Annotated in this window: 14 protein-coding genes and 2 pseudogenes; 13 read left to right on the top strand and 3 right to left on the bottom strand. The window is 61.5% G+C overall.

All coding sequences use genetic code 11. From position 1 onward, the window contains the following. Positions 1-41: 41 nt before the first annotated feature. Positions 42-1,131 (top strand): annotated as a pseudogene (locus tag GN234_RS29765) (LLM class flavin-dependent oxidoreductase). Between the two features lie 235 nt (positions 1,132-1,366). On the opposite strand, the pseudogene GN234_RS29760 reads toward GN234_RS29765, so the two are convergent. After that, positions 1,367-2,163 (bottom strand): annotated as a pseudogene (locus tag GN234_RS29760) (class II aldolase/adducin family protein). A gap of 126 nt (positions 2,164-2,289) precedes the next feature. Further along, positions 2,290-3,195: a LysR family transcriptional regulator gene (locus GN234_RS29755; protein WP_162893845.1), complete on the bottom strand. Its 906-nt coding sequence runs from the start codon at positions 3,193-3,195 to the stop codon at positions 2,290-2,292. Between the two features lie 241 nt (positions 3,196-3,436). Between GN234_RS29755 and GN234_RS29750 the strand changes: the two genes are divergently transcribed. From GN234_RS29750 to GN234_RS29695, 12 genes are all read left to right on the top strand, one after another. After that, complete coding sequence (locus GN234_RS29750; protein WP_116832785.1) at positions 3,437-4,045, top strand: cysteine dioxygenase family protein; 609 nt, start codon at positions 3,437-3,439, stop codon at positions 4,043-4,045. After that, entirely contained in the window at positions 4,042-5,625 is a 1,584-nt protein-coding gene (locus tag GN234_RS29745) for a rhodanese-related sulfurtransferase (protein WP_176689505.1), read from the top strand. Before GN234_RS29750 ends, GN234_RS29745 begins: the two co-directional genes overlap by 4 nt. 99 nt (positions 5,626-5,724) lie before the next feature. Next, on the top strand, positions 5,725-6,678 hold the full coding sequence (locus GN234_RS29740) for an ABC transporter substrate-binding protein (RefSeq protein ID WP_109753349.1): 954 nt from the start codon (positions 5,725-5,727) through the stop codon (positions 6,676-6,678). A gap of 12 nt (positions 6,679-6,690) precedes the next feature. Beyond that, on the top strand, positions 6,691-8,043 hold the full coding sequence (locus GN234_RS29735; RefSeq protein ID WP_176689504.1) for an LLM class flavin-dependent oxidoreductase: 1,353 nt from the start codon (positions 6,691-6,693) through the stop codon (positions 8,041-8,043). Beyond that, the gene (locus GN234_RS29730; protein ID WP_176689503.1) at positions 8,040-9,032 is read left to right on the top strand and encodes an ABC transporter substrate-binding protein; all 993 of its coding nucleotides are present in this window, start codon (positions 8,040-8,042) and stop codon (positions 9,030-9,032) included. Before GN234_RS29735 ends, GN234_RS29730 begins: the two co-directional genes overlap by 4 nt. A gap of 58 nt (positions 9,033-9,090) precedes the next feature. Beyond that, positions 9,091-10,278, top strand: a complete 1,188-nt coding sequence (locus tag GN234_RS29725) for an acyl-CoA dehydrogenase family protein (protein WP_176689502.1) — start codon at positions 9,091-9,093, stop codon at positions 10,276-10,278. Continuing rightward, positions 10,275-11,234, top strand: a complete 960-nt coding sequence (locus tag GN234_RS29720) for a D-isomer specific 2-hydroxyacid dehydrogenase family protein (protein ID WP_176689501.1) — start codon at positions 10,275-10,277, stop codon at positions 11,232-11,234. Before GN234_RS29725 ends, GN234_RS29720 begins: the two co-directional genes overlap by 4 nt. A gap of 458 nt (positions 11,235-11,692) precedes the next feature. Continuing rightward, positions 11,693-13,822, top strand: a complete 2,130-nt coding sequence (locus GN234_RS29715) for a TonB-dependent receptor (protein ID WP_109753355.1) — start codon at positions 11,693-11,695, stop codon at positions 13,820-13,822. A gap of 34 nt (positions 13,823-13,856) precedes the next feature. Beyond that, positions 13,857-15,431, top strand: coding sequence for a flavin monoamine oxidase family protein (locus GN234_RS29710; protein ID WP_176689500.1), 1,575 nt, complete (start codon positions 13,857-13,859; stop codon positions 15,429-15,431). A 24-nt stretch (positions 15,432-15,455) separates the two neighbouring features. Beyond that, on the top strand, positions 15,456-15,953 hold the full coding sequence (locus tag GN234_RS29705) for a RidA family protein (protein WP_116832793.1): 498 nt from the start codon (positions 15,456-15,458) through the stop codon (positions 15,951-15,953). Between the two features lie 36 nt (positions 15,954-15,989). Continuing rightward, positions 15,990-18,473, top strand: a complete 2,484-nt coding sequence (locus GN234_RS29700) for a TonB-dependent receptor plug domain-containing protein (RefSeq protein WP_176689499.1) — start codon at positions 15,990-15,992, stop codon at positions 18,471-18,473. Between the two features lie 110 nt (positions 18,474-18,583). After that, positions 18,584-19,561: an aliphatic sulfonate ABC transporter substrate-binding protein gene (locus GN234_RS29695; protein ID WP_176689498.1), complete on the top strand. Its 978-nt coding sequence runs from the start codon at positions 18,584-18,586 to the stop codon at positions 19,559-19,561. Between the two features lie 9 nt (positions 19,562-19,570). Here GN234_RS29695 and GN234_RS29690 read toward each other — a convergent pair whose 3' ends face one another. After that, positions 19,571-21,562: a sigma-54 interaction domain-containing protein gene (locus GN234_RS29690; protein WP_176689497.1), complete on the bottom strand. Its 1,992-nt coding sequence runs from the start codon at positions 21,560-21,562 to the stop codon at positions 19,571-19,573. Between the last annotated feature and the right edge of the window lie 4 nt (positions 21,563-21,566).

The raw sequence follows: 21,566 nt of genomic DNA, 5'->3' as shown, positions 1-21,566 counted from the left end.
CTCAATCACGCCAATTCAGTGAAAATGAAAAGGAATCCACCATGAGTGTTGAATTTATCGGTTTCATCGGCGGCCACCACGCCTCGGAGATCCATCCACGCAGTGGCCCAGTCCTGCAACCCGAGTACGTGGAGAAAGTGGCCCGGGCCCACGAGGAGGCCGGTTTCGACCGGGCGTTGGTCGCGTTTCATTCCAATAGCCCGGACAGCACACTGATCGCCTCACACGCCGCCAGCGTGACGAAAAACCTGAAGTTCCTCATCGCCCATCGACCGGGGTTCGTTGCACCGACCCTGGCCGCTCGCCAGTTCAATACGCTGGACGTATTCAATGGCGGGCGCACCGCCGTCCACATCATCACCGGTGGCGATGATCGCGAGCTGCGTGCCGACGGTAGCTACATCGGCAAGGACGAGCGCTATGCCCGCACGGATGAATACCTCGACGTGCTGCGCCAGGAATGGACCCGCGAAAAGCCTTTCGACTATCAAGGCAAGTATTACCAATTCGAAGGCGCACACTCGGACGTGAAATCGCCGCAGCAACCGCATATCCCGCTGTACTTCGGCGGGTCGTCAGCGGCCGCCATCGCGGTGGCGGGCAAGCATGCGGACGTCTATGCATTGTGGGGAGAAACCTACGAGCAAGTGCGCGAGGTGGTACACCAGGTGCGTGCCGAAGCCGCCAGGCACGGTCGTAGCATCCGCTTCAGCCTGTCGTTGCGACCGATTCTGGCAGACACCGAAGAGCAAGCCTGGGAGCGCGCCGAGCGCATCCTGCAACAGGCAAGCGCATTGGCCAAACAGAATGGATTCGTGCGCCGGGAACCACCGAACGAAGGCTCGCGACGCCTGCTGGCAGCGGCAGCCCAAGGCTCGCGCCTGGACAAGCGGCTGTGGACCGGCATTGCCGGCCTGCTCGGCGCACAGGGTAACTCGACCTCTTTGGTGGGCACCCCGGAACAAGTGGCAGAAGCGCTGCTCGACTACTACGACCTGGGCATCACCACCTTCCTGATCCGCGGCTTCGACCCACTGGAGGACGCCATCGATTACGGCAAGCGCCTGATCCCCCCTGACCCGGCAATTGGTTGCCGAACGCGAGCGCCAGGCGGCGGAAAAGGTGGCCTGAAAGCGCCATACAGGCATTGCGGGGAGCGAGCTTGCTCCCACAATGTTTCCGGCTGCCGCCGGATCTACATTCACACATCGATATTCTGTGGGAGCGAGCCTGCTCGCGATGGCGTCGGATCAGTCGGTATTGATGTTGACTGGTCTGCTGCCATCGCGAGCAGGCTCGCTCCCACAAAAAGCTCCCCACAATAGGAATGTGCCGGTTGCAACTTCCAGCACATTCGCCCATAGGCTCAGTTCTTGTAGTCCAGATCGGTCCTTTCCAACTGCCGGATCAGCGCATTCCAATGCCGCGCAACCCCCGGTCCATCGCCTCTCTCTTGAGCGCCTCGGCCTGGGTCTCGACCTTGGCTACGACGTCGGCCGGCGGGAAGACCAGCTCGGCGTTGCCAGCGGCCTGCGCCGCGATCTGGATGTTGCAGGCGCGCTCCAGGCCTTGCAGTTGCTGGAACGCATGTTCGACGCTGACGCCCGCGGTCAGTAGCCCATGGTTGCGCAGGATCAGCACGCTCTTGTCCCCCAGGTCCGCCACCAGTCGTTCACGCTCGTCGAGGTCCAGCGCAATGCCTTCATATCCGTGGTAGGCCACCCGCCCGGAAAAGGCGATGGAATGCTGGGAGATCGGCAGTAAACCGTCCCGCTGGGCGGACACCGCGATGCCATCGCGGGTGTGGGTGTGCAGAACGGCTTGCAGATCAGGCCGCGCACCATGGATCGCGCTATGGATCACATAGCCGGCGTGGTTGATGCCAAGTCCTGTCGGGTCGTCGACGAGGGTGCCGTCGACGTCGACCTTGACCAGGTTGGAAGCGGTAATTTCATCGAACAACAACCCGAACGCGTTGATCAGGAAATGCTCTTCAGGCCCGGGCACTCGCGCGGAAAAATGCGTGTAGATGTGATCGGTCCACTTGAACAAGGCCGCCAGCCGGTAGGCTGCGGCCAGCTTCACGCGCACTTCCCACTCTTCGGGAGTGACGCGTTGGCGGACATTTTTCGAGGCGCTGGATAGCGGGCTGACGCTGCTCATGACAAGACTTCCTGGATGGACTAGGGATCTCCAGCAAGCCTAGGGGAAGGTAAAAAATAATAAAAAGCACATTTTAATCTAAGCTAATCATTATTTTTTTTTATTATAGATCGCCGTCCGTATTCCTTACGCAGCACTCTTGATCTTCTGCAACGATCCGGCCACCAGCTTGCCAAAGGCATCCACTGGCCCTTGCAGGTTGCCGAGGAAGTGCGGATAGATCAACCACAGGTCCATCACTGGCTTGAAGTCCTTGAGGGGCATCGCGGCCAGCTGATCACGGTGGGCGCTGCGCTCCAGCAACGGACGCGGCACCAGGCCAAGGCCCAGGCCATCGGCGACCAGGCCCAATTGCAATTCAGTGCCGAAGGTCTCCAGGTTGACCCGCAGGGCCAAGCCCTGGTCCGACAAGGTCCGCTGCAGCCCGGCGCGAAAACCGCAGCCGTCGGGATTGAGTACCCAGCCATTCTGGTAGACATCAGCCAACTTGCAGGGGCGCTTGGGCAGTTGCGCCTTGGCACAGACCACGACCAACTCCATCTTGCCGATCGACTCGCCAACAATGTTGTCGGGAAAAATCTTGCCAGCGGGAAATAATGCAGCCGCCGCATCCAACTCGCCGCGCTCGATCTTGCCGACCAACTGACTGCCCCAGCCCGTGGCCACCTGGGCGCGCAGTTCGGGATACTCGACGCGCAAATGCTTGAGGGCATCGAGCAACACCACATCACCGATCGTTTGCGGAACGCCCAGGCGCAACAACCCGGTAGGCGGCGCGTCGGTGGCGACCAGTTCGCGCAGCGCATCCATCTCCCGCAGGATCAAACGACATTGCTCATAGACCCGCGTACCGATCAATGTCGGCTTGAGCGGCTTGGTATTACGGTCGAACAACTCCACCCCCAAGGCCTGCTCGAAGTTCTGCACGCGCCGCGTGATCGCCGGTTGCGTCAGTTGCAACGTCTCGGCGGCATGGCTGATGGACTGGCAACGAATCACTTCGACAAAGGCGTCAATATCGTCAATTTTCATTTGGCCCGCACATAGAGAACAGTCAATAAGATGTTTGAAAAGCATAAAGCCCTGCGAAAAAGCATAGTGCCATTGCGCCAATCTGGATAGCCCGGCCTACCTATCGATAACATCTAACACTAGTCAAACGGATTCTAAATTCTTTTCAGCTATAACCTAATCATAAAAAAATAGCATATTAAGAAAAATCATTATGCTTAAATCCTGATATCGAATTTTCACCACGACGATGGAATCCGCCATGACCCAGGCCCGACACCCGGAGAGACTCAGAGCATTCATAGGCGCCCTGGCAGAGCTGATCGACGGCAATCCCCGCGAGGGTGATCTGCTGCATCGCGGCGGCAAGTTGCTTGCACAACTGGTCAGCCATGACGACTGGCTGCCCGAAGCGTTCGCCAAGCCAGACCCAGAGCGCTATCAGCAATACCTGCTGCACGCCGATTCGCGGCAGCGTTTCAGTGTCGTCAGTTTTGTCTGGGGACCAGGGCAACGCACGCCGATCCATGACCATCGGGTCTGGGGCCTGATCGGCATGTTGCGCGGTGCAGAGCATTCACAAGGCTTTGCTCGCCATCCCGATGGCAGCCTGGCACCCGAGGGTTCGCCGATTCATCTGCTGCCCGGCCAGGTCGAAGCCGTCTCTCCCCGGATCGGCGACATCCATCAGGTCAGCAACGCCTTCGACGACCAGGTCTCCATCAGCATCCATGTCTATGGCGCCAACATCGGCGCCGTACGCCGCGCGGTGTACCAGCCCGACGGCAGCGAGAAATTGTTCATCTCCGGTTATTCCAACGCCTTCCTCCCCAATATCTGGGACCTGTCCAAAGAGAGCCAAGCCCTATGAGCACCGTACGTACCCGCTCCTACTCGCAGATTCGCCAGGCGTTGCTGAACCGTGAAGAGCTGGCCCTCATCGATGTGCGCGAAGAGGCCCCCTTCGCCCAGGGCCATCCATTGTTCGCAGCCAACATTACCCTGTCGAAGCTGGAACTCGAGGTCTACTCGCGCATCCCGAGGCGCGATACCCCGGTGACGGTCTATGACAATGGTGAAGGCCTGGCCGACATTGCGCGCCAACGCCTGCAAGGCCTGGGTTACGTCAATGTGAGCATGCTCGAAGGCGGCCTGGAAGGCTGGCGCAAGGCCGGCGGCGAGCTGTTCATCGACGTCAATGTGCCGAGCAAGGCCTTTGGTGAACTGGTGGAAAGCCAGCGCCATACACCGTCGCTGGCGGCGGAAGAGGTCAAGGCGCTGCTCGACAACGAGGCCGACGTGGTGGTGCTCGATGCCCGGCGCTTCGACGAATACCAGACCATGAGCATTCCCGGCGGCATCAGTGTACCGGGGGCGGAACTGGTGTTGCGTGCCCGGGCGCTGGCTCCGGATCCGTCAACCCGAATCATCGTCAACTGCGCCGGGCGCACCCGCAGCATCATCGGCACCCAGTCACTGATCAATGCGGGCATCGCCAACCCGGTGTCCGCCCTGCGCAACGGCACCATCGGCTGGACCCTGGCCGGCCAAACGCTGGAGCACGGCCAGTCGCGTCGATTCGCCGACAGTGGCGAGGAACATCGAGATATTGCCGCCGGCGATGCTCGCCGCGTTGCCGACAAGGCGCTGGTGGGTCGTGCCACCCTTGCCGACTTGCACCGCTGGCAACAGGAGCCGACACGCAGCACCTACCTGTTCGACGTACGCACCCCGGAGGAATTCGAGGCCGGTCACCTGCCCGCTTCCCGCTCCACCCCCGGCGGGCAACTGGTGCAGGAAACCGATCACTTCGCCAGTGTTCGCGGCGCGCGCCTGGTACTGGTCGATGACGACGGCGTACGGGCCAATATGACCGGCTCCTGGCTCGCGCAATTGGGTTGGGACGTGTACGTACTGGATGATTTGCAACCCGCGCACTTCAGTGAACAGGGCTCGTGGAAAGCTCCCGTTCCTGTGCCGCCACAGGCCGAGGAGATCAGCCCTGACACCCTTGCCCAGTGGCTGGCCGAGGGTGACACGGTGGTGCTGGATTTCACCAGCAGCGCCAACTACGTCAAGCGCCACATCCCGGGTGCCTGGTGGGTATTGCGCGCGCAACTGAGCGAAGCCTTGAGCAAGGTTTCGCCCGCTCAACGCTACGTCCTGACCTGCGGCAGCAGCCAGTTGGCACGACTGGCGGTCGCCGAGGTCGAGGCCATTACCGGCAAAGCCGTTTTCCTGCTGCGCGACGGCACCGCTGCCTGGATTGCTGCGCAATTGCCGCTGGAACATGGCGAAACCCGCCTCGCCTCGCCGCGCATCGACCGTTACCGTCGGCCTTACGAGGGCACCGACAGCCCACGGGAAGCCATGCAGGCGTACCTGGATTGGGAGTATGGCCTCGTCGACCAACTGGCCCGCGACGGCACTCATGGTTTTTACGTCATCTGAATGCACAGGGGGGGCGCGATGATCGCCCCTTCTACACCAGCCGACCCCTTCTCCAGGCGGAGGCGACTGAACGCAACACTTTTAGCCTGGAGCCCCGCGATGCGCCTGACCCTGCCCCTGCTGTTAATCACCCTTGCCTTTGGCTCGGTCCACGCCACCGACTTGCAACCGCTGCGAGTTGCCAATCAGAAGTCCACCATCAAGGCCCTGCTGGAAGTCTCCGGCGAGCTCAAGGACGTGCCTTACGATATCCAGTTTTCCGAGTTCCCCGCCGCCGCGCCACTGGGCGAGGCGCTGAATGCCGGTGCCGTGGATATCGGCGCCCTGGGCGATGCTCCCTACGTGTTCGCCCTGGGCGCCGGAGCGTCGCTCAAGGTCGTCAGCATCATCCACGCCGAAGGACGCAACACGACTGCCATTCTTGTTCCCAAGGACTCCCCTATCAAGGCTGTCGCCGATCTCAAGGGCAAGCGCATCGTCACCACACGAGGCTCCATCGGGCACTACTTGGCTATCAAGGCCCTGCGCAGCGCAGGCCTGAGTACCGCAGACGTGGAGTTCGTTTTCCTGCTGCCCAGCGAATCCCGGCTGGTGCTGGATAACGGCACCGCAGACGCCTGGTCGACCTGGGACCCCTTCACCACCGTCGTCACCGCGCAAAGCCAGGCCAAGGTCCTGGTCAGCGGCAGCAACCTGCTGAGCAATCATCTCTATCTCGCCGCCACCAGCCAGGCCATCGCCGATAAACGCCAGCAATTGGACGACTTTGTCGCCCGGGTCGACCGGGCCTATCGCTGGAGCAACGACCACCCCAACGAGTATGCCGCTGCGCAGGCCAAAATCACTGGCTTGCCCCTGGAGGTGCACCTGACGGTAGCCAACGCGACCCACATGCAGCCGGTGGTCATTGACGACGCGGTAGTCAGTGGCCTGCAGACAACCGCTGACATTTATCAGGAGGAAGGCCTGCTGACTCGACACATCGATGTCTCCCAGGGCTTCGACAAGAGCTTCAACACCCTGCGTGCCCCCCTCACCCAGGCTTCGCGCTAAAGGAGCAGAACCATGAGCAAACAACGCCCACTCAAACTCGGAGCAATGGTCCACGGCGTCGGCCACGGCTGGGGCGAATGGCGCCATCCGCAGGCACAACCCAACGCCAGTACCGACTTCGGTTTCTACAAGCAACAGACACTCCTGGCCGAAGGCGCCAAGTTCGATTTCGTGTTCATCGCCGACAGCCTGCACATCCATGAAAAATCCAGTCCGCACTACCTCAACCGCTTCGAGCCGCTGACCATCCTCTCGGCCCTGGCGGCGCTGACATCCAACATCGGCCTGGTGGCCACCGTCACCGTCAGCTACACGGAGCCCTACCAGGTGGCGCGCCAGTTCGCCTCGCTGGACCATATCAGCGGCGGGCGCGCCGGCTGGAACGTGGTGACGTCGTGGCTCAGCGGTACCGCGGATAATTTCGGCAAGAGCGAGCACCCGCCCCATGCCGTGCGCTACCGGATCGCCAAGGAACACGTGGCGGTGGTCAAGGGGCTGTGGGATTCCTGGGAAGACGACGCTTTCACCTACGACAAAAAAACCGGCGAGTTCTTCGCCCCCGGCAAGCTGCACGCGCTGGAGCACAAGGGCGAATTTTTCTCGGTGAAGGGCCCGCTCAACATCGCCCGCTCCCGGCAAGGCCAGCCAGTGATTTTCCAGGCCGGTACTTCCGAGGACGGGCGTAACTTCGCCGCCGAGAATTCCGATGCGATTTTCGTCGGTGCCGAAAATTTCGAAGAAGCGCGCGCCTATTACCAGGACCTCAAACGCCGCGCCAACGGCTTTGGTCGCGATGCGGCACAACTGTCGATCCTGCCCGGAATCCGTCCGATCGTGGGTCGCGATGAAGCCGAAGTCGAAGACCGCTACCAGCAAGCGGTGTCACTGGTGAGCATCGAAGACGCAATCGTCGCCCTCGGCCGCCCTTTCAATGACCATGATTTCAGCCAATACCCGTTGGACGCCCCGTTTCCCGACCTGGGCGACCTGGGTGCCAACAGCCAGAAAGGCGGCTCGGAGCGGATCAAACAGCTGGCCCGCGACGAAGGCCTGACCTTGCGCGAAGTCGCCCTGCGCTTCTCCCAGCCACGGCGCGATTTTGTCGGCACCCCCGAACAGGTGGCCGACGCCATTCAAGCCTGGTTCGAGAAGGGCGCAGCCGACGGCTTCATCATCAATTCCCTGCTGCCGGACGGCCTGCAATATTTCACTGAACTGGTCGTGCCGATCCTGCAGCAACGCGGTTTGTTTCGCTGCGAATACAGCGGCAATACCCTGCGGGACAACCTGGGCTTACCGGTGCCCACCAATCGCTATGCACCGACGGCCCGAGCGAATGATGCAACCCGCGAGGCCGTGGCATGAAACAGATCAATCGTCGCGAGTTCCTCACGGCCAGTTCCTTCGCCCTGGGCGCGCTGGGGCTGTCCTCGCTGAGTCTCGCCCCGCGAGTTTTCGCGCAAGGCAAGAGCCTTGCGGACCTGACCCTGGAGGTCGCCACCTACCGTGGACAGGACTCTTACTTCGTCGAAGACGCCGGCACCGGCAACACACCCTACAAAGTCGCATATTCCGAGTTCGCCGGCGGCAACCTGATCGTCGAAGCGCTGGCCTCCGGTAGTCTGGATGTCGGTGGCATGAGCGAAATCCCGCCCATCTTTTCCATCCAGAGCCATCGCCAACCCCGCCTGATCGCCGTCTTGCAAAGTGACGTGAACAACCAGGTATTCCTCATCCCCAAGGATTCGCCTATCGAATCGATCGGACAGTTGCGCGGCAAGCGGGTCGGCTATGTGCGCTCGACCACCTCCCACTATTTCCTGATCAAGGCCCTGAAGGAACAAGGCCTGACCATGAACGACATCACCGCGGTGGCGCTCACGCCCCAGGACGGTTTCAGCGCATTCCAGAGTGGCCAGCTGGATGCCTGGGTGATCTATGGCGTGTTCATCCAACTGGCGAAGTTCCGCAGTGGCGCCCGGGTACTCAAGACAGCCTTGGGCTACCTGTCCGGCAACTACCTGATCGCCGCACGACCCGCAGCCCTGGAAGACCCGCTACGCAAGCAGGCGATCCAGGACTACATCCAGCGCCAGGCACGCACCTGGGAGTGGATCAACACTAATCCCGAGCCTTGGGCGACCAAGTCGGCGCAACTGCTGGGCGTCGACAAAGCAGTGTTCCTCGACATGTACAACAACCGTAGCCAGCCCACGAAAATCATCGAAGTGAACGACCAGGCCATCGCCTCGCAACAGGAAGTCGCCGATCTGTTCTTCGCTGCCGGCGTGTTGAACGAACGGCTCGACGTGAGTCCGCTGTGGGACCGCAACTTCCGCCTGCTGCCACTGTGAGCCCTCTCGCCACGGCAGTTATAGCTGGCTCTTACCTTTTTGATCGAGTGAACCCGCCATGAGTCTTTCTTCCCTACGTCCACCCTTGTTGCAATCGGTTAATGTCGCCGACTTCGACACAGTGCTCGAACGCCTCAGTCAACAATTGGCCGCGACCGCCCACGTCTATGACGAGAGCGGCGACTTCCCCCAGGACAACTTCAAGCTGCTGCACGAGCACGGCCTGCTGGCCCTGACGGTACCGAAGGCGCTCGGCGGTGACGGCGCCAGCCTGGTGCAGGCGCGCAAGGTCATCGCTGCGGTCGCCAAGGGCGAACCCTCCACGGCCTTGATCCTGGTGATGCAATATCTCCAGCACTCACGCCTGCAGGACAGCCGGACCTGGCCCGAAGCATTGCGCTTGCGCGTCGCCCAGGATGCCGTGCGCGACGGTGCGTTGATCAACGCCTTGCGCGTCGAACCTGACCTGGGCACGCCGGCCCGTGGCGGGCTGCCAGCGACTGTCGCCAGGCGCACCTCGGAAGGCTGGCGAATCAGCGGCCGCAAGATCTACTCCACCGGCAGCCATGGCCTGACATGGTTCAACGTCTGGGCCCGCAGCACCGATGAAGATCCACTGGTGGGCGCTTGGCTGGTCCACCGGGATACCCCAGGCATCAGCATCATCGAGGACTGGGACCACTTGGGTATGCGCGCCACCTGCAGTCACGAAGTGCTGTTCGACAACGTGCTGGTGCCGCTGGATCACGCGGTCAGCGTCAGCCCCTGGAGCGCGCCGCAGCCCGAACTCGATAGCGACGGCTTCCTGTGGATGGCGGTGTTGCTCGCGGCGGTCTACGACGGCGTCGCGCAAGCCGCCCGTGACTGGTTCGTGAGCTGGCTGGAACAGCGCAAGCCGTCCAACCTCGGTGCCACGCTGTCGACCCTGCCGCGCTTCCAGGAAACCGTCGGGCACATCGACACCTTGCTGTTCGCCAACCGCAGCCTGCTCGATGCTGCCGCCGAAGGGCGCACCCCCGCCCACCACGCCGCGCAATTGAAGTACCTGGTGACAGGCAACGCGATCCGTGCGGTCGAGCTCGCCATCGAAGCCTCCGGCAACCCGGGTCTGTCGCGGCACAATCCGCTGCAACGGCATTACCGCGACGTACTGTGCAGTCGCATCCACACCCCGCAAAACGATGCCGTGCTGCAGGGCGTCGGCAAAGCGGTGTTCGCTCAACGTCAGAAAAAGGACCTCCCATGAGCACCCTCGTGATCGCCAGCCAATTGGATGAAGACTTCAACCAGGTGATTCGCCAGCGCCTCGCGCTCACACATCCTGGCACCGAGGTCCTCGAGGTACCGGCCGGCGTCCCCAGTGACCTCCCGGCCACCGCCAGCGTGTTGCTGGCACGACCCATCAATGTGCGCGGCTACCTGGCGCCGGACACGCCGCCGCCGGGTTGGCCTTACGGTTTGAAATGGGTCCAGGTGGTGTCTTCGGGGATCGACTTCTACCCCAGGTGGCTGTTCGACGGCCCTGTGGTGAGTACGTCCAGGGGCAGTGCCGCCGAAAACATCGCCGAATTCGCCCTGGCAGCGATCTTCGCGGCAGCCAAGCGACTGCCGGACATCTGGGTGCACGATGCGCAATGGAATTTCACCGCCCTGACGCCTCTCAAGGGCAGTACGTTGGGGATCCTGGGTTTTGGTGCGATTGGCCGTAGCCTGGCGACCAAGGCCCACGCCCTGGGCATCAACGTGCTGGCGCTGCGTCAGAGCCAGACTCCCTTCGAAATCGAGGGAGTCGAGGCCGCGCGGGATATCCATGAGCTGTTTTCCCGAGCCGATCACCTCGTGCTGGCCGCGCCACTGACCGAGGCAACACGACATATCGTCGATAGCACGGTGCTCGCCAGCGCCAAGCCGGGCCTGCACCTGATCAACATCGCCCGTGGCGGTTTGCTTGACCAGGAGGCGTTGCTTGCAGCCCTGGACAGCGGACTCATTGGCCTGGCTTCTCTGGATGTCACCGAGCCCGAGCCACTGCCCGACGGCCACCCGTTCTACACCCATCCCGGGGTACGTCTGTCACCCCACACTTCAGCGATCTCCAGCAACATTCGCTACGAAATCGCTGACAGCTTCCTGGCCAACCTCGAGCGTTTCCTGGCCGGACTGGCGCCAGAGAACCTGGCGAATGTACAGCGCGGGTACTGACCCCGGGCAATCCTGGCGGGAGACGTACATCCCATGTGGGAGCGAGCCTGCTCGCGATAGCGGTCGTTCAGTTTGTATCAATGCTGAATGTGCCAACGCCATCGCGAGCAGGCTCGCTCCCACAGGATTTGGGTACATTCGCATCGGCACAACATCAGAATTACGCATCTTAATAACAATATTGATGTCAATTTTTTATAATTAACTTATAACAAATCGGACTTTTACAGCGCCTTATTATACAAATACTGTTACAACCATCACCGACCCCTGACCAGGTGGAGGCTTTCGGAACTGCACGTTTTTCCGGCCGACACCACTCCACGGTCAATTGCCACACCCAAAACCTGAACCGGCCCAAGCCACCTCCGCCATGACTTTCAAGCCATGACTGCGGCAACGCTTTGCCCAAAAAAAAATGAAACACCAACGCCACACCTACGCACCTGGGGCTCACCATGCACGACATCACCAAAAACCGTCTGACGCTGGCCGTATCGCTGACCTTGCTCGGGTTGTCAGCGCACGCCGAAGAAAACACCAAGGATGGTGCCCTCCCCGTTGTCACCGTTACAGCAGAACACCGCAGCGAGGACTTGCAAAAAGCCCCGCTGGCGATCTCCGCGTTCGACGAAAACGCCTTGGAAGACAAGCAGATCAAGAGCATCCGCGATCTCTCCGGGCAAGTGCCCAACCTGACCCTCAGCCGCCAGTCGATCTCCTACAGCGCGCAGACCTACGGGATTCGTGGTATCGGCGAAACCGACCCGATCCAGGAAGCCGCCGTGGCGGTCTACGCCGATGACCTGTACATCCCACGGGCGATTTCCTCGATGCTCGACTTCAACGATGTCGAACGCGTCGAGGTCCTGCGCGGCCCCCAGGGTACGCTTTACGGGCGCAACAGCAGCGCCGGCGCGATCCGCGTGATCACCCGTGACCCGACCCAGGAAACCCGGGGGTTCTTCGAACTCGGCGCCGGCAACTACAACGCCCAGAACGCTCGCCTGCTGATCAGTGGCCCACTGGTGGACAACACCTTGTTCGGCAGCTTCTCGGCGATTCGCCTGAGCCGCGACGGCACCGTGTCCAATCCCACCCGCGGTAAGGATGTGAACAATGTCGACCTGCAGTCCTACCGCGGCAAGCTGCGCTTCAATCCCATTGATTCGCCCTGGGACGTGCAACTGACCCTGGCCGGAACCTTCGACCGTGGCGATACGACCAGCTACACCCCATTCGATGCCGACGGGCACTTCGACAAGTTCAAGAGCTACAGCAGCCTCAATCCGAAAAACCGTCTCGACCAGGGCAGCTCGGTGCTGCGGGCGATCTACGCCATCGACGACCATCTGAACTTCAAATCGGTCACCGCCTATTCCGCGTTCAACCAACCGGTGGACTATGACAACTCGGGCCAGGCCGCCCTGATTCAGAACAGCCTGATCACCTACAAGCAGGACTACGCCACCCAAGAGTTCCAGCTCAACGGCGATTACGACGATTTCAGTTTCAGCACCGGCCTGTACCTGTATCGGGAAAAGTTCGATGCCGAGCGCGACAGCCTGACCTACTCGATCGCGCGCAACCGGGTGATCGGCCAGGGTCAATACAGCACGACCAATACCGAAAGCTATGCGTTGTATGGTCAGGGCAGTTACAAAGTCACGCAGCAACTGTCGCTGATCGCGGGGCTACGCTTCACTCGCGAACACAAGAACTTCGACTACACCAACTACGCCGTCACCACCGACCGCCAGATCACCGGCACCAACTTCACCGCCGACTCGAGCAAATCCTGGCAGTCCACCAGCCCGAAACTCGGCTTCGAATACGCCTGGACACCTCACCTCAACCAGTACGCCTATGTCGCCAAAGGCTTCAAGGCCGGCGGCTACGACAACCGCGCGCCAACCCAGGCTGCCGCCGAGCAGGCGTTCTCCCCTGAAGACGTGACCACTTGGGAAACCGGCTTCAAAGGCGACTTCTTCAACCGCCGCCTGCGCGCCAACCTTGCGCTGTTCTACAACGACTACAAGGACCTGCAGACCAACGCCTACGACCCGGCGCTGGGGGTCAGCCTGCGGACCAACGTCGGCCAGGCGCACACCTACGGCGTCGAACTGGAAACCCTCAGCGCGCTGACCAACGACCTGCAACTGACCTTCAATCTCGGCTACCTGCAAAGCCAGTACGACGATTTCGAAAACGCCAGCGGCGCCGGGGTCGATGCCAATGGCAAGCAACTGGTGTACTCGCCGCGCTGGAACACCAGTGTCGGTCTCAACTACACCATCCCGGCCGGATTGCCCGGCACCTGGCTGGCCGGCACCGATGCGCAGTTCCAGACCAAATCCTACGCCAACGCGTTGAACGACGACGTCCAGGAAATTCCCCAGCAGACCTTCTGGAACGCCAACACCCGCTACATCTCCGGCGACGGCCACTGGACCACCACGCTGTCAGTGAAAAACCTGCTCGACCGCGCATACCCGCAGGCAGTCGGCTACGTGCCCTCCAGTGGCGCCCGCTACTACTCGATCAACGATCCGCGAACCCTCTTGCTGACTGTGCGCTACGACCTCTGACCCCCTGATCGGCAACCATGCCAAGGAGCACTTCATGGCTTTCACTCGCAGGCAAATGATTTCCCGCATTGCCGCCGTCGGTGGTTATTCCGCCGCCCTCGGCGCCCTCGGTGCGCTAGGCCTGAAACCTCAGGCCGTGGCGGCGAGTTTCACCCCGCTACAGCTGGGCAACAGTGGCAAGGGCAAACACGTGGTGGTGGTCGGCGCCGGCATTTCCGGCCTGGTCAGCGCCTACGAACTGCGCAAGGCCGGCTTCACCGTGACGATTCTCGAAGCCCGTGAACGGGTTGGCGGACGCAACTGGACCTTGCGGCGTGGCACCAAGGTCGATTTCGACGACGGCATCAGCCAGACCGTGGAGTTCGATGACGGGCAGTTTTTCAACGCCGGCCCGGCGCGCATCCCCAGCCATCACCAGACGATCCTCGGCTACTGCCGCGAACTGGGCGTCGAACTGCAAGTGCTGGTCAACAGCAGCCGTAATGCGCTGGCCTTGCCGGACGCCCGACAGCCGGCGTTCCAGCTGCGCCAGGCAGTCAACGACACTCGAGGACAATTGTCCGAACTGCTGGCGCGCACCGTCAGCCGCAAGGCCCTGGACCAGGACCTGAGTGCCGACGACCGTCAGGCGCTGCTGAACTTCCTGAAGGTCTATGGCGACCTCAACACCGACTTCAAATACAAGGGGTCGGTGCGCTCGGGCTATACCCGCATCCCCGGTGCAGGCGATCAAACCGGCCTTACCCGCACACCGCTGGAGTTGCAGACACTGCTCAATCCCAAGCTCTGGGGGGCATTGGTGTTCGATGAAATCCCCGAGTTTTCCTCGACCATGTTCCAGCCGGTCGGCGGTATGGATCGGATCCCTTTCGCGTTTTACGAGAAGCTCAAGGACGCGATTCGGTTCCATGCCGAAGTCAGTGACATCCAGACCGCAGAGCTTGGCAGCCGCATCACCTATCGGGATCGCCAGACCGGCAAGACTCAGACCCTGAGCGCCGACTACGCCATCGTCACCGTGCCCCTGCCGCTGCTGGCCAGGCTACCGAGCAACTTCAGCACGCCCTTCAAGCAAGCAATCCTCAGCGCGCAAAGCGACCAGGCGAACAAAGTGGCCTGGCAGTCGCCGCGATTCTGGGAGACCGACTTCAACATCTTCGGCGGGCTGTCTTACCTGGATCATGAGGTCAAGGGGCTGTGGTATCCCAGCGATCGCCTGAACAGTGACCAGGGCATCCTGGTCGCGGCCTACAACACCAGCGAAGCCGCCCAGTCCTTCGCCAGGAAGTCCCTCGCCGAACAGTTCGCCTCTTCCCGGCAAGCCGTCGAACTGCTGCATCCCGGCCACAGCGCCAAGCTGCAGAAACCGGTGGCCATCAACTGGTCCAAGGTGCCGTTCAGCAAAGGCCCGTGGATCGTCAACGACGAAGTCGGCGAGCAGGCCTACCAGATCCTCAACCAACCCCAAGGCCGCACCTACCTGGCCAGCGACGCCCTCGCCCATGGCGGTGTCGGTATCTGGCAGAACACCGCCGCTGATTCAGCGCGGCGCATCGTCTCTCTGATCGGCCGCCATGCCGAGCGCCAGCAACCGGGCGTTGCCGCCTGATTCATTTCGATAAAGGACTGACCGATGAAAACCATGACCTTGCTCACAGGACTTCTCATGACTGCCACCGCCTTCACCAGCCACGCCGACGAGATCAAACGCATCGCCCTGCCCAACTCCAATTTTCCAATCTCCCTGGCGGTGTCGGTGCCCGCACAAACTGACTTGCTGTTCGTCAGCGGCCTGCTCGCTGACCTGCACGACCCGCAAGCGCCGAAAGACTCTTTTGCCGCCTACGGCGATACCGCGACCCAGACCACCTCGATCCTCAACAAACTCAAGGGCGTACTGCAAAGCCAGGGCCTGGACCTGGGGGATGTGGTGCAACTGCGGGTGTTCCTGGTGGGCGACCCAGCCAAGGGCGGCAAGCTCGATTTCGCCGGGCTGCAGGAAGGCTATACGCCGTTCTTCGGCAGCGTCGAACAGCCAAACAAACCCGCGCGCACCGCCGTCCAGGTGGTCGCCTTGCCGCTACCCGGCGGCCTGGTGGAAATCGAAGCCGTCGCCGCTCGCAAGAAGTGACACGGACCTCAGCCGACATTCAGGAGCTTCACGCTTATGTTCAACTGCCAAACGCGCCGTGCCACGCCCTATCGTCCGTTACTGCTGCCGCTGTCGATTGCCTGCGGCCTCGCTTCATTCAACCTTGAGGCCGCCGAAAACGGCTCGCCAACCCTCGACACCGTGGTGGTCACCGGTAACCGTGGCGCCACCGAGCGCACGGTAACCACCAGCCCGACGCCCATCGATGTGGTGACGGGTGAACAATTGCGCGCCGTGGGCAAGCCGAGCCTGCTGGAGGCGCTGAGCAAGTTCATCCCGTCCTTCAACCTGCCCGACCGCGCCGGCTGGGATGCCAGCGGCGTGGTGCGCTCGGCCACCCTGCGCGGGCTGACCGCGTCCCATGTGCTGGTGCTGGTCAACGGCAAGCGCCGGCACACCAGCGCCACGTTGAACATCAACGGCATCAATAGCGGCGCAGCCCCCAGCGACCTCGACCTGATCCCGGTGGCGTCCATCGATCACATCGAGGTGTTGCGCGACGGCGCGGCGGCGCAGTACGGCTCGGACGCCATTTCCGGGGTGATCAATATCATCCTCAAGCAGACCACGGGAGGCAGCTCCGACACCACCCTGGGCCAGGGCTACGACGGTAAACGCGGGACTGCCCAGGAGGCGCTCAATTATGGTTTCCAGATCGGTGAAGCCGGGGTGCTGAATGTCTCGTTCGACACCCGCTATCAAGAGCGTGACAACAAGGCCGGCAGCAACGGCTACACCTCCCATTACTACCCGCAGGCCGACGGCTCGCCCGACCCGCGTGAGGCCGATGCCAGCCATCACACGTACAAAGGCTACGGGCTGCCGCGCAGCCAACTGGCCGATGTCGGCTACAACCTCGACCTGCCGCTGAACGACGCCGTCACGCTCTACTCGTTCTCCACATTGGCCACCCGGGAGAACAACGACGGGCAGAATTTCCGCCTGCCCAATGGCCGTAACACCATTACCACCGGACCCAACGGCTACCCTGACGGCTACAGCCCTTATTGGCTGGTCAACGAAACCGACTTCCAGTCAGCGTTCGGCGCCAAGGGCGAGGACTTCGGCGGCTGGGCATGGGACCTGAGCAGCACGTACGGGCGCAACTACGCCAAGCAACGCACCTACAACAACCAGAACCCGTCACTGGGGGAAAACACGCCGAACAAGTTCACCTCCGGCATCTACATCGCCGATCAGTTGACCAGCAACCTCGACCTGAAAAACAGCTACGAAATCGGCCTGGCAAAACCCCTGGACGTGGCCTTCGGTTTCGAGCACCGACGTGAAAGCTACGAAACCCGCGCCGGCTCCGAGGCCTCCTACATCGATGGCGGCTATGTGTTCCCGGTCGGCCATCCACGGGCCGGCGAACGCCCCGATCCCGGAGCCCAGGTCACCAACGGCATTACCCCCGAAGACGCGCAGAAAGTCAGCCGCAACAGCGTTGCCAGCTACATCGACCTGGGCTTTTACCCCGTCGAGCAGTGGTACCTCGGCGTTGCCGCACGCTACGAGCATTACAACGAAGGCGTTGGCGGCACCCGCAGTGGCAAGCTCAGCACCCGCTACGAATTCAACCCGATGTTCTCGGTACGCGGCACCCTCAGTAACGGCTTTCGCGCACCGTCACTGGCCAATCAGATCTTCACCGCGCGCTCGACCGGTTTCGACACCATCAATGGTGTCTATCAGTCGTACAACTACGTGATTCTGCCGGTGGATTCGGCCGGCGCCCAGGCGCTCGGAGCTGAGTCGTTGAAACCCGAACGCTCGACCAACTTCAGCCTTGGTTTCGCCCTGACGCCCAGCGAAGACCTGAGCCTGACCGTGGACGGCTACGTCATCAACCTGCGCGACCGTCTGGTGCTCAGCGAACGTTTTCAGGGACCGGGCGTCGCCGCCCTGCTCGACAGCATTGGCGTGCCAGCCACCGCCGGTGCGCAGTACTTCACCAACGGCGCCAACACCCGGACGTCCGGGGTCGATGTGGTGGGTAATTATCGGCAGAACCTGGACCGTTATGGCTCAGTGAGGTGGACCGCGGCCCTGAACTACAACCACACGAAAATCCTCAGCGTCAACGACACCCCTTCGCAATTGAGCGCCCTAGGCGACTTCCAGTTGCTCGGCCGCCAGTCCCGAGCACTGATTACCAAGACCTCCCCCAGCAGCAAGATGATTTTCTCTGCCGACTGGGCGATCAACGACTTCGACGTCAACCTGCGCCTGACCCGTTATGGCACCTACACCGAGGTCAACAGCTCGAGCGATCCGAGCCTGGATCGCGAGTATTCGGCCAAATGGATCACCGACCTCGACGTGGCTTATGCAATCGACAAACAACTGACCGTGGCCGTCGGCGCGCAGAACCTGTTCGACAAGTACCCCGACCATATCGGTGTCAGCAACTCTTCGTTCGGCGATAACTGGGGCAGCTATTCGCCCTTCGGCTTCACCGGCGGTTACTACTACACCCGTCTGCAATACGCGTTTTGATACCGGCAAAGCCGCCTAAGCTAATACTCAAAAAGTATTTATAAATTGGTTTTTAGAACAATAAGCTTCGTCAAGCGGTTACCCATTCCTTAGCCAATATCGAGCATGCCATGTCAAAACTCATCAAGCATTCCGGGGCGCTATTGCGCCGCCCCGCCCTGGCCAGCCTGGTCGCGGTGCTGGTCTTGTCGACTCTCGCCCTGCCGGCCCAGGCACGAGAAACCCTGCGTATCGGCTATCAGAAATCATCGACCCTGATCACGCTGCTGAAAACCCAAGGCAAGCTGGACAAAGCCCTCGCCGAGGCGAATATCGATGTGAGCTGGCACGAGTTTCCCAGCGGTTTGCCATTGCTGGAAGCGTTGAATGTCGGCAATGTCGATGTCAGTGCCGATGTGGCCGATACCGTGCCGTTTTTTGCCCAGGCCGCCCAGGCCAGGCTGACTTACTTTGCCCAAGAAGCCCCCTCACCTTCAGCCCAAGCCATCGTCGTGCGCCAGGATTCGCCGTTGCGACAGTTGGCGGACTTGAAAGGCAAGAAAGTCGCCGTCACCAAGGCGGCCGGCGCCCATTATTTGCTGATCGCGGCACTGGACAAGGCCGGCCTGAAGTTCTCCGACATACAACCGGCGTACCTGTCCCCCGCCGATGGCCGGGCAGCGTTCGAAAACCAGAAAGTTGACGCCTGGGTCACCTGGGAACCCTTCCTCAGCGGCGTGCAGCGTCAACTGCCAACGCGGACCCTGGCCGACGGCAGCGGCCTGGCCAGCTACAAGCGCTACTACCTGACCGGCACTGCTTACGCGAAAGCACATCCTGAGGTGCTCAAACTCGTTTACGAGCAACTGCAGGAAGCCGGGACCTGGGTCAAGAACCATCCTCGAGACGCAGCCCAGGTCCTGGGGCCGTTGTGGGGCAACCTCGACGTGGAGACAGTCGAGGCCGCCAACACCCATCGCAGTTATCAGGTACAGCCGGTGACAGCCGATCAGTTGAGCGAACAGCAGAAAATTGCCAACGCCTTTTTTGCCGCAGGTTTGCTACCCAACGCGGTAAATGCCCAGGATGTCGAAATCTGGAAGCCGTGAGGCCGCCTGCTAAACACGGAACGCATCGACCTTGAGTCCAAACCGACTCATTTTGTTGTACAGCCCGCCACGCGACACATTCAACCGCTGAGCTGCCAGACGGATGTTTCCGCGGGTTTCGGTGAGGGCAGCGATGATTGCATTCATTTCATGGGTGCCGAGGTCGGGGGCCATCCGAGGCTCAGGGGAACTTCCCCACGTCGAGGGTCGCCCTCGCTGCCTGATCTCCAACGCAAGATCGTTCGGTTGGATCAGTTCGCTCATCGCCAGGTTGGTCGCCCGCTCAATGACGTTTTCCAGCTCGCGAACGTTACCCGGCCAGTGATAAGCGCTAAGGATATCCAACGCCGCCGGGGAAAGGTCGTGCATGGTCTTGCGGAGCGACCGGGCACAACGTGCGAGAAAATGCCGCGCCAGCAACGGCACGTCCTCGCGACGCATCCGCAGGGGCGGCACCGTCAGGTTCAGCACGTTGAGCCGGTAGTAAAGATCCTCACGAAAGGCCCCCTCGGCCACCGCCTGACTCAGATTGCGGTGAGTGGCGGCGATGATACGAACGTTGACCCGCAGCGATTTTTTCGCCCCTACTCGCGTCACCTCACCCTCCTGCAGGACGCGCAGCAAGCTGACCTGTGCATCAAAGGACATGTCACCGATTTCGTCGAGGAAGATCGTCCCGCCATCGGCCAATTCGAACTTGCCTGCCGAGCCACCGCGAGCCGATCCGGTGAAAGCGCCTTCGACATGACCGAACAGTTCGCTCTGCACCAGGTCACGGGGAATGGCTCCGCAGTTGACTGCCACAAAAGGACCACCACAACGGTCGCTGGCATTATGGATCGCCTGGGCGAACAGTTCCTTGCCCGTGCCGCTCTCGCCGAGGATCAGCGTGGTCGAATCACTGCGACTGGCAATCCGGGCCAGGTGCATTGCATCCTGAATCGCCTGTGAGCGGCCCTGGATGGTTTCAAAGGTGTAGCTGGCCTGGGTGCCAATGATCCGCCGGGTGATTTCCCGGATGCGGCGGTTCTCGCGCAGCGAAACAATCCGCCCGCCCTGCTCCAGCGGGCAGACCGACACCAGGCACGCCAGATGGCTGCGGTCGTGCAGTTCAAAGGTGCAATCCAGGTCCCGCACGCCCTCCCCGCTGGCAAGCAGGACGGCCTCGGTCAATTCGCTCTGCCCCAGGCTCTTGAACGGCTTGCCGAGCAGGTCATGGCCCACGCGGAACAATTGTCGGGCGTAATGGTTGAGCGCCTTGATGCAGCCCTGTTCATCCAATACCACCAAGCCCTCGTTGAGCACCTCGAGGACTGTTTGCTGCTCTTGCAGCAAGGCTTGCAGCGCCATCTGCCTCGAGACCGCCTCGGCCGCGGCCTGGACAGTGCCCAGCGTATGGAAATGAAACCAGCCTGGCTCCGCCGTCAGGGTCAACATACCCAGCGTCCGGCCGTGGGCATCCCGGATTGGCGCGGCGGCGCAATGCATGCGGCGCTGGCGCAGGCCAAGCCCGAAGTTCTCCTCGGCCAGCACATAGACCAAACGGTCTTCGACGATCGCCAGCCCGGTGCAATTGGTGCCTTGGACCGACTCCAGCAGTCGACTGCCTATGGGGGTGAGGTCCAGGCCACAGAAATGCAAAGTCGTGCCTTCGGCATCGGTCAGGTTGATATGGCCCCGGGGGTTATAGGCGAGCAAACCGCGCATGACCTGCGCCGCAGCGGCGATCAGCACCCGGTTGGCGGCCAGTGTCGCGGTCAGGTCGGCGGGCGCGACAAAACGGTACTCGCCATCTTCCGGATCGAGGCCGGCATGGACGCTGCGCAACCAGGACTGCCAGATCACCCGCCTGACTCCGACAGGGCGATCGATAGCTCCCTGCAAGCACGCTCGCCAGGCCTCATCCAGCACGGTGCTTGGCCCTTCGTTCAACGACGCAGGGCCGAGCGTGGTGAGGTAATCGCGGTCTTCTTCGCTCAATGCCGCCGGTTGCTCATTCATTATT

Origin of the sequence: Pseudomonas bijieensis (assembly GCF_013347965.1) — a bacterium.
In the GTDB taxonomy this organism is placed as follows: domain Bacteria; phylum Pseudomonadota; class Gammaproteobacteria; order Pseudomonadales; family Pseudomonadaceae; genus Aquipseudomonas; species Aquipseudomonas bijieensis.
This window is presented reverse-complemented; position numbering and strand designations above follow the sequence as displayed.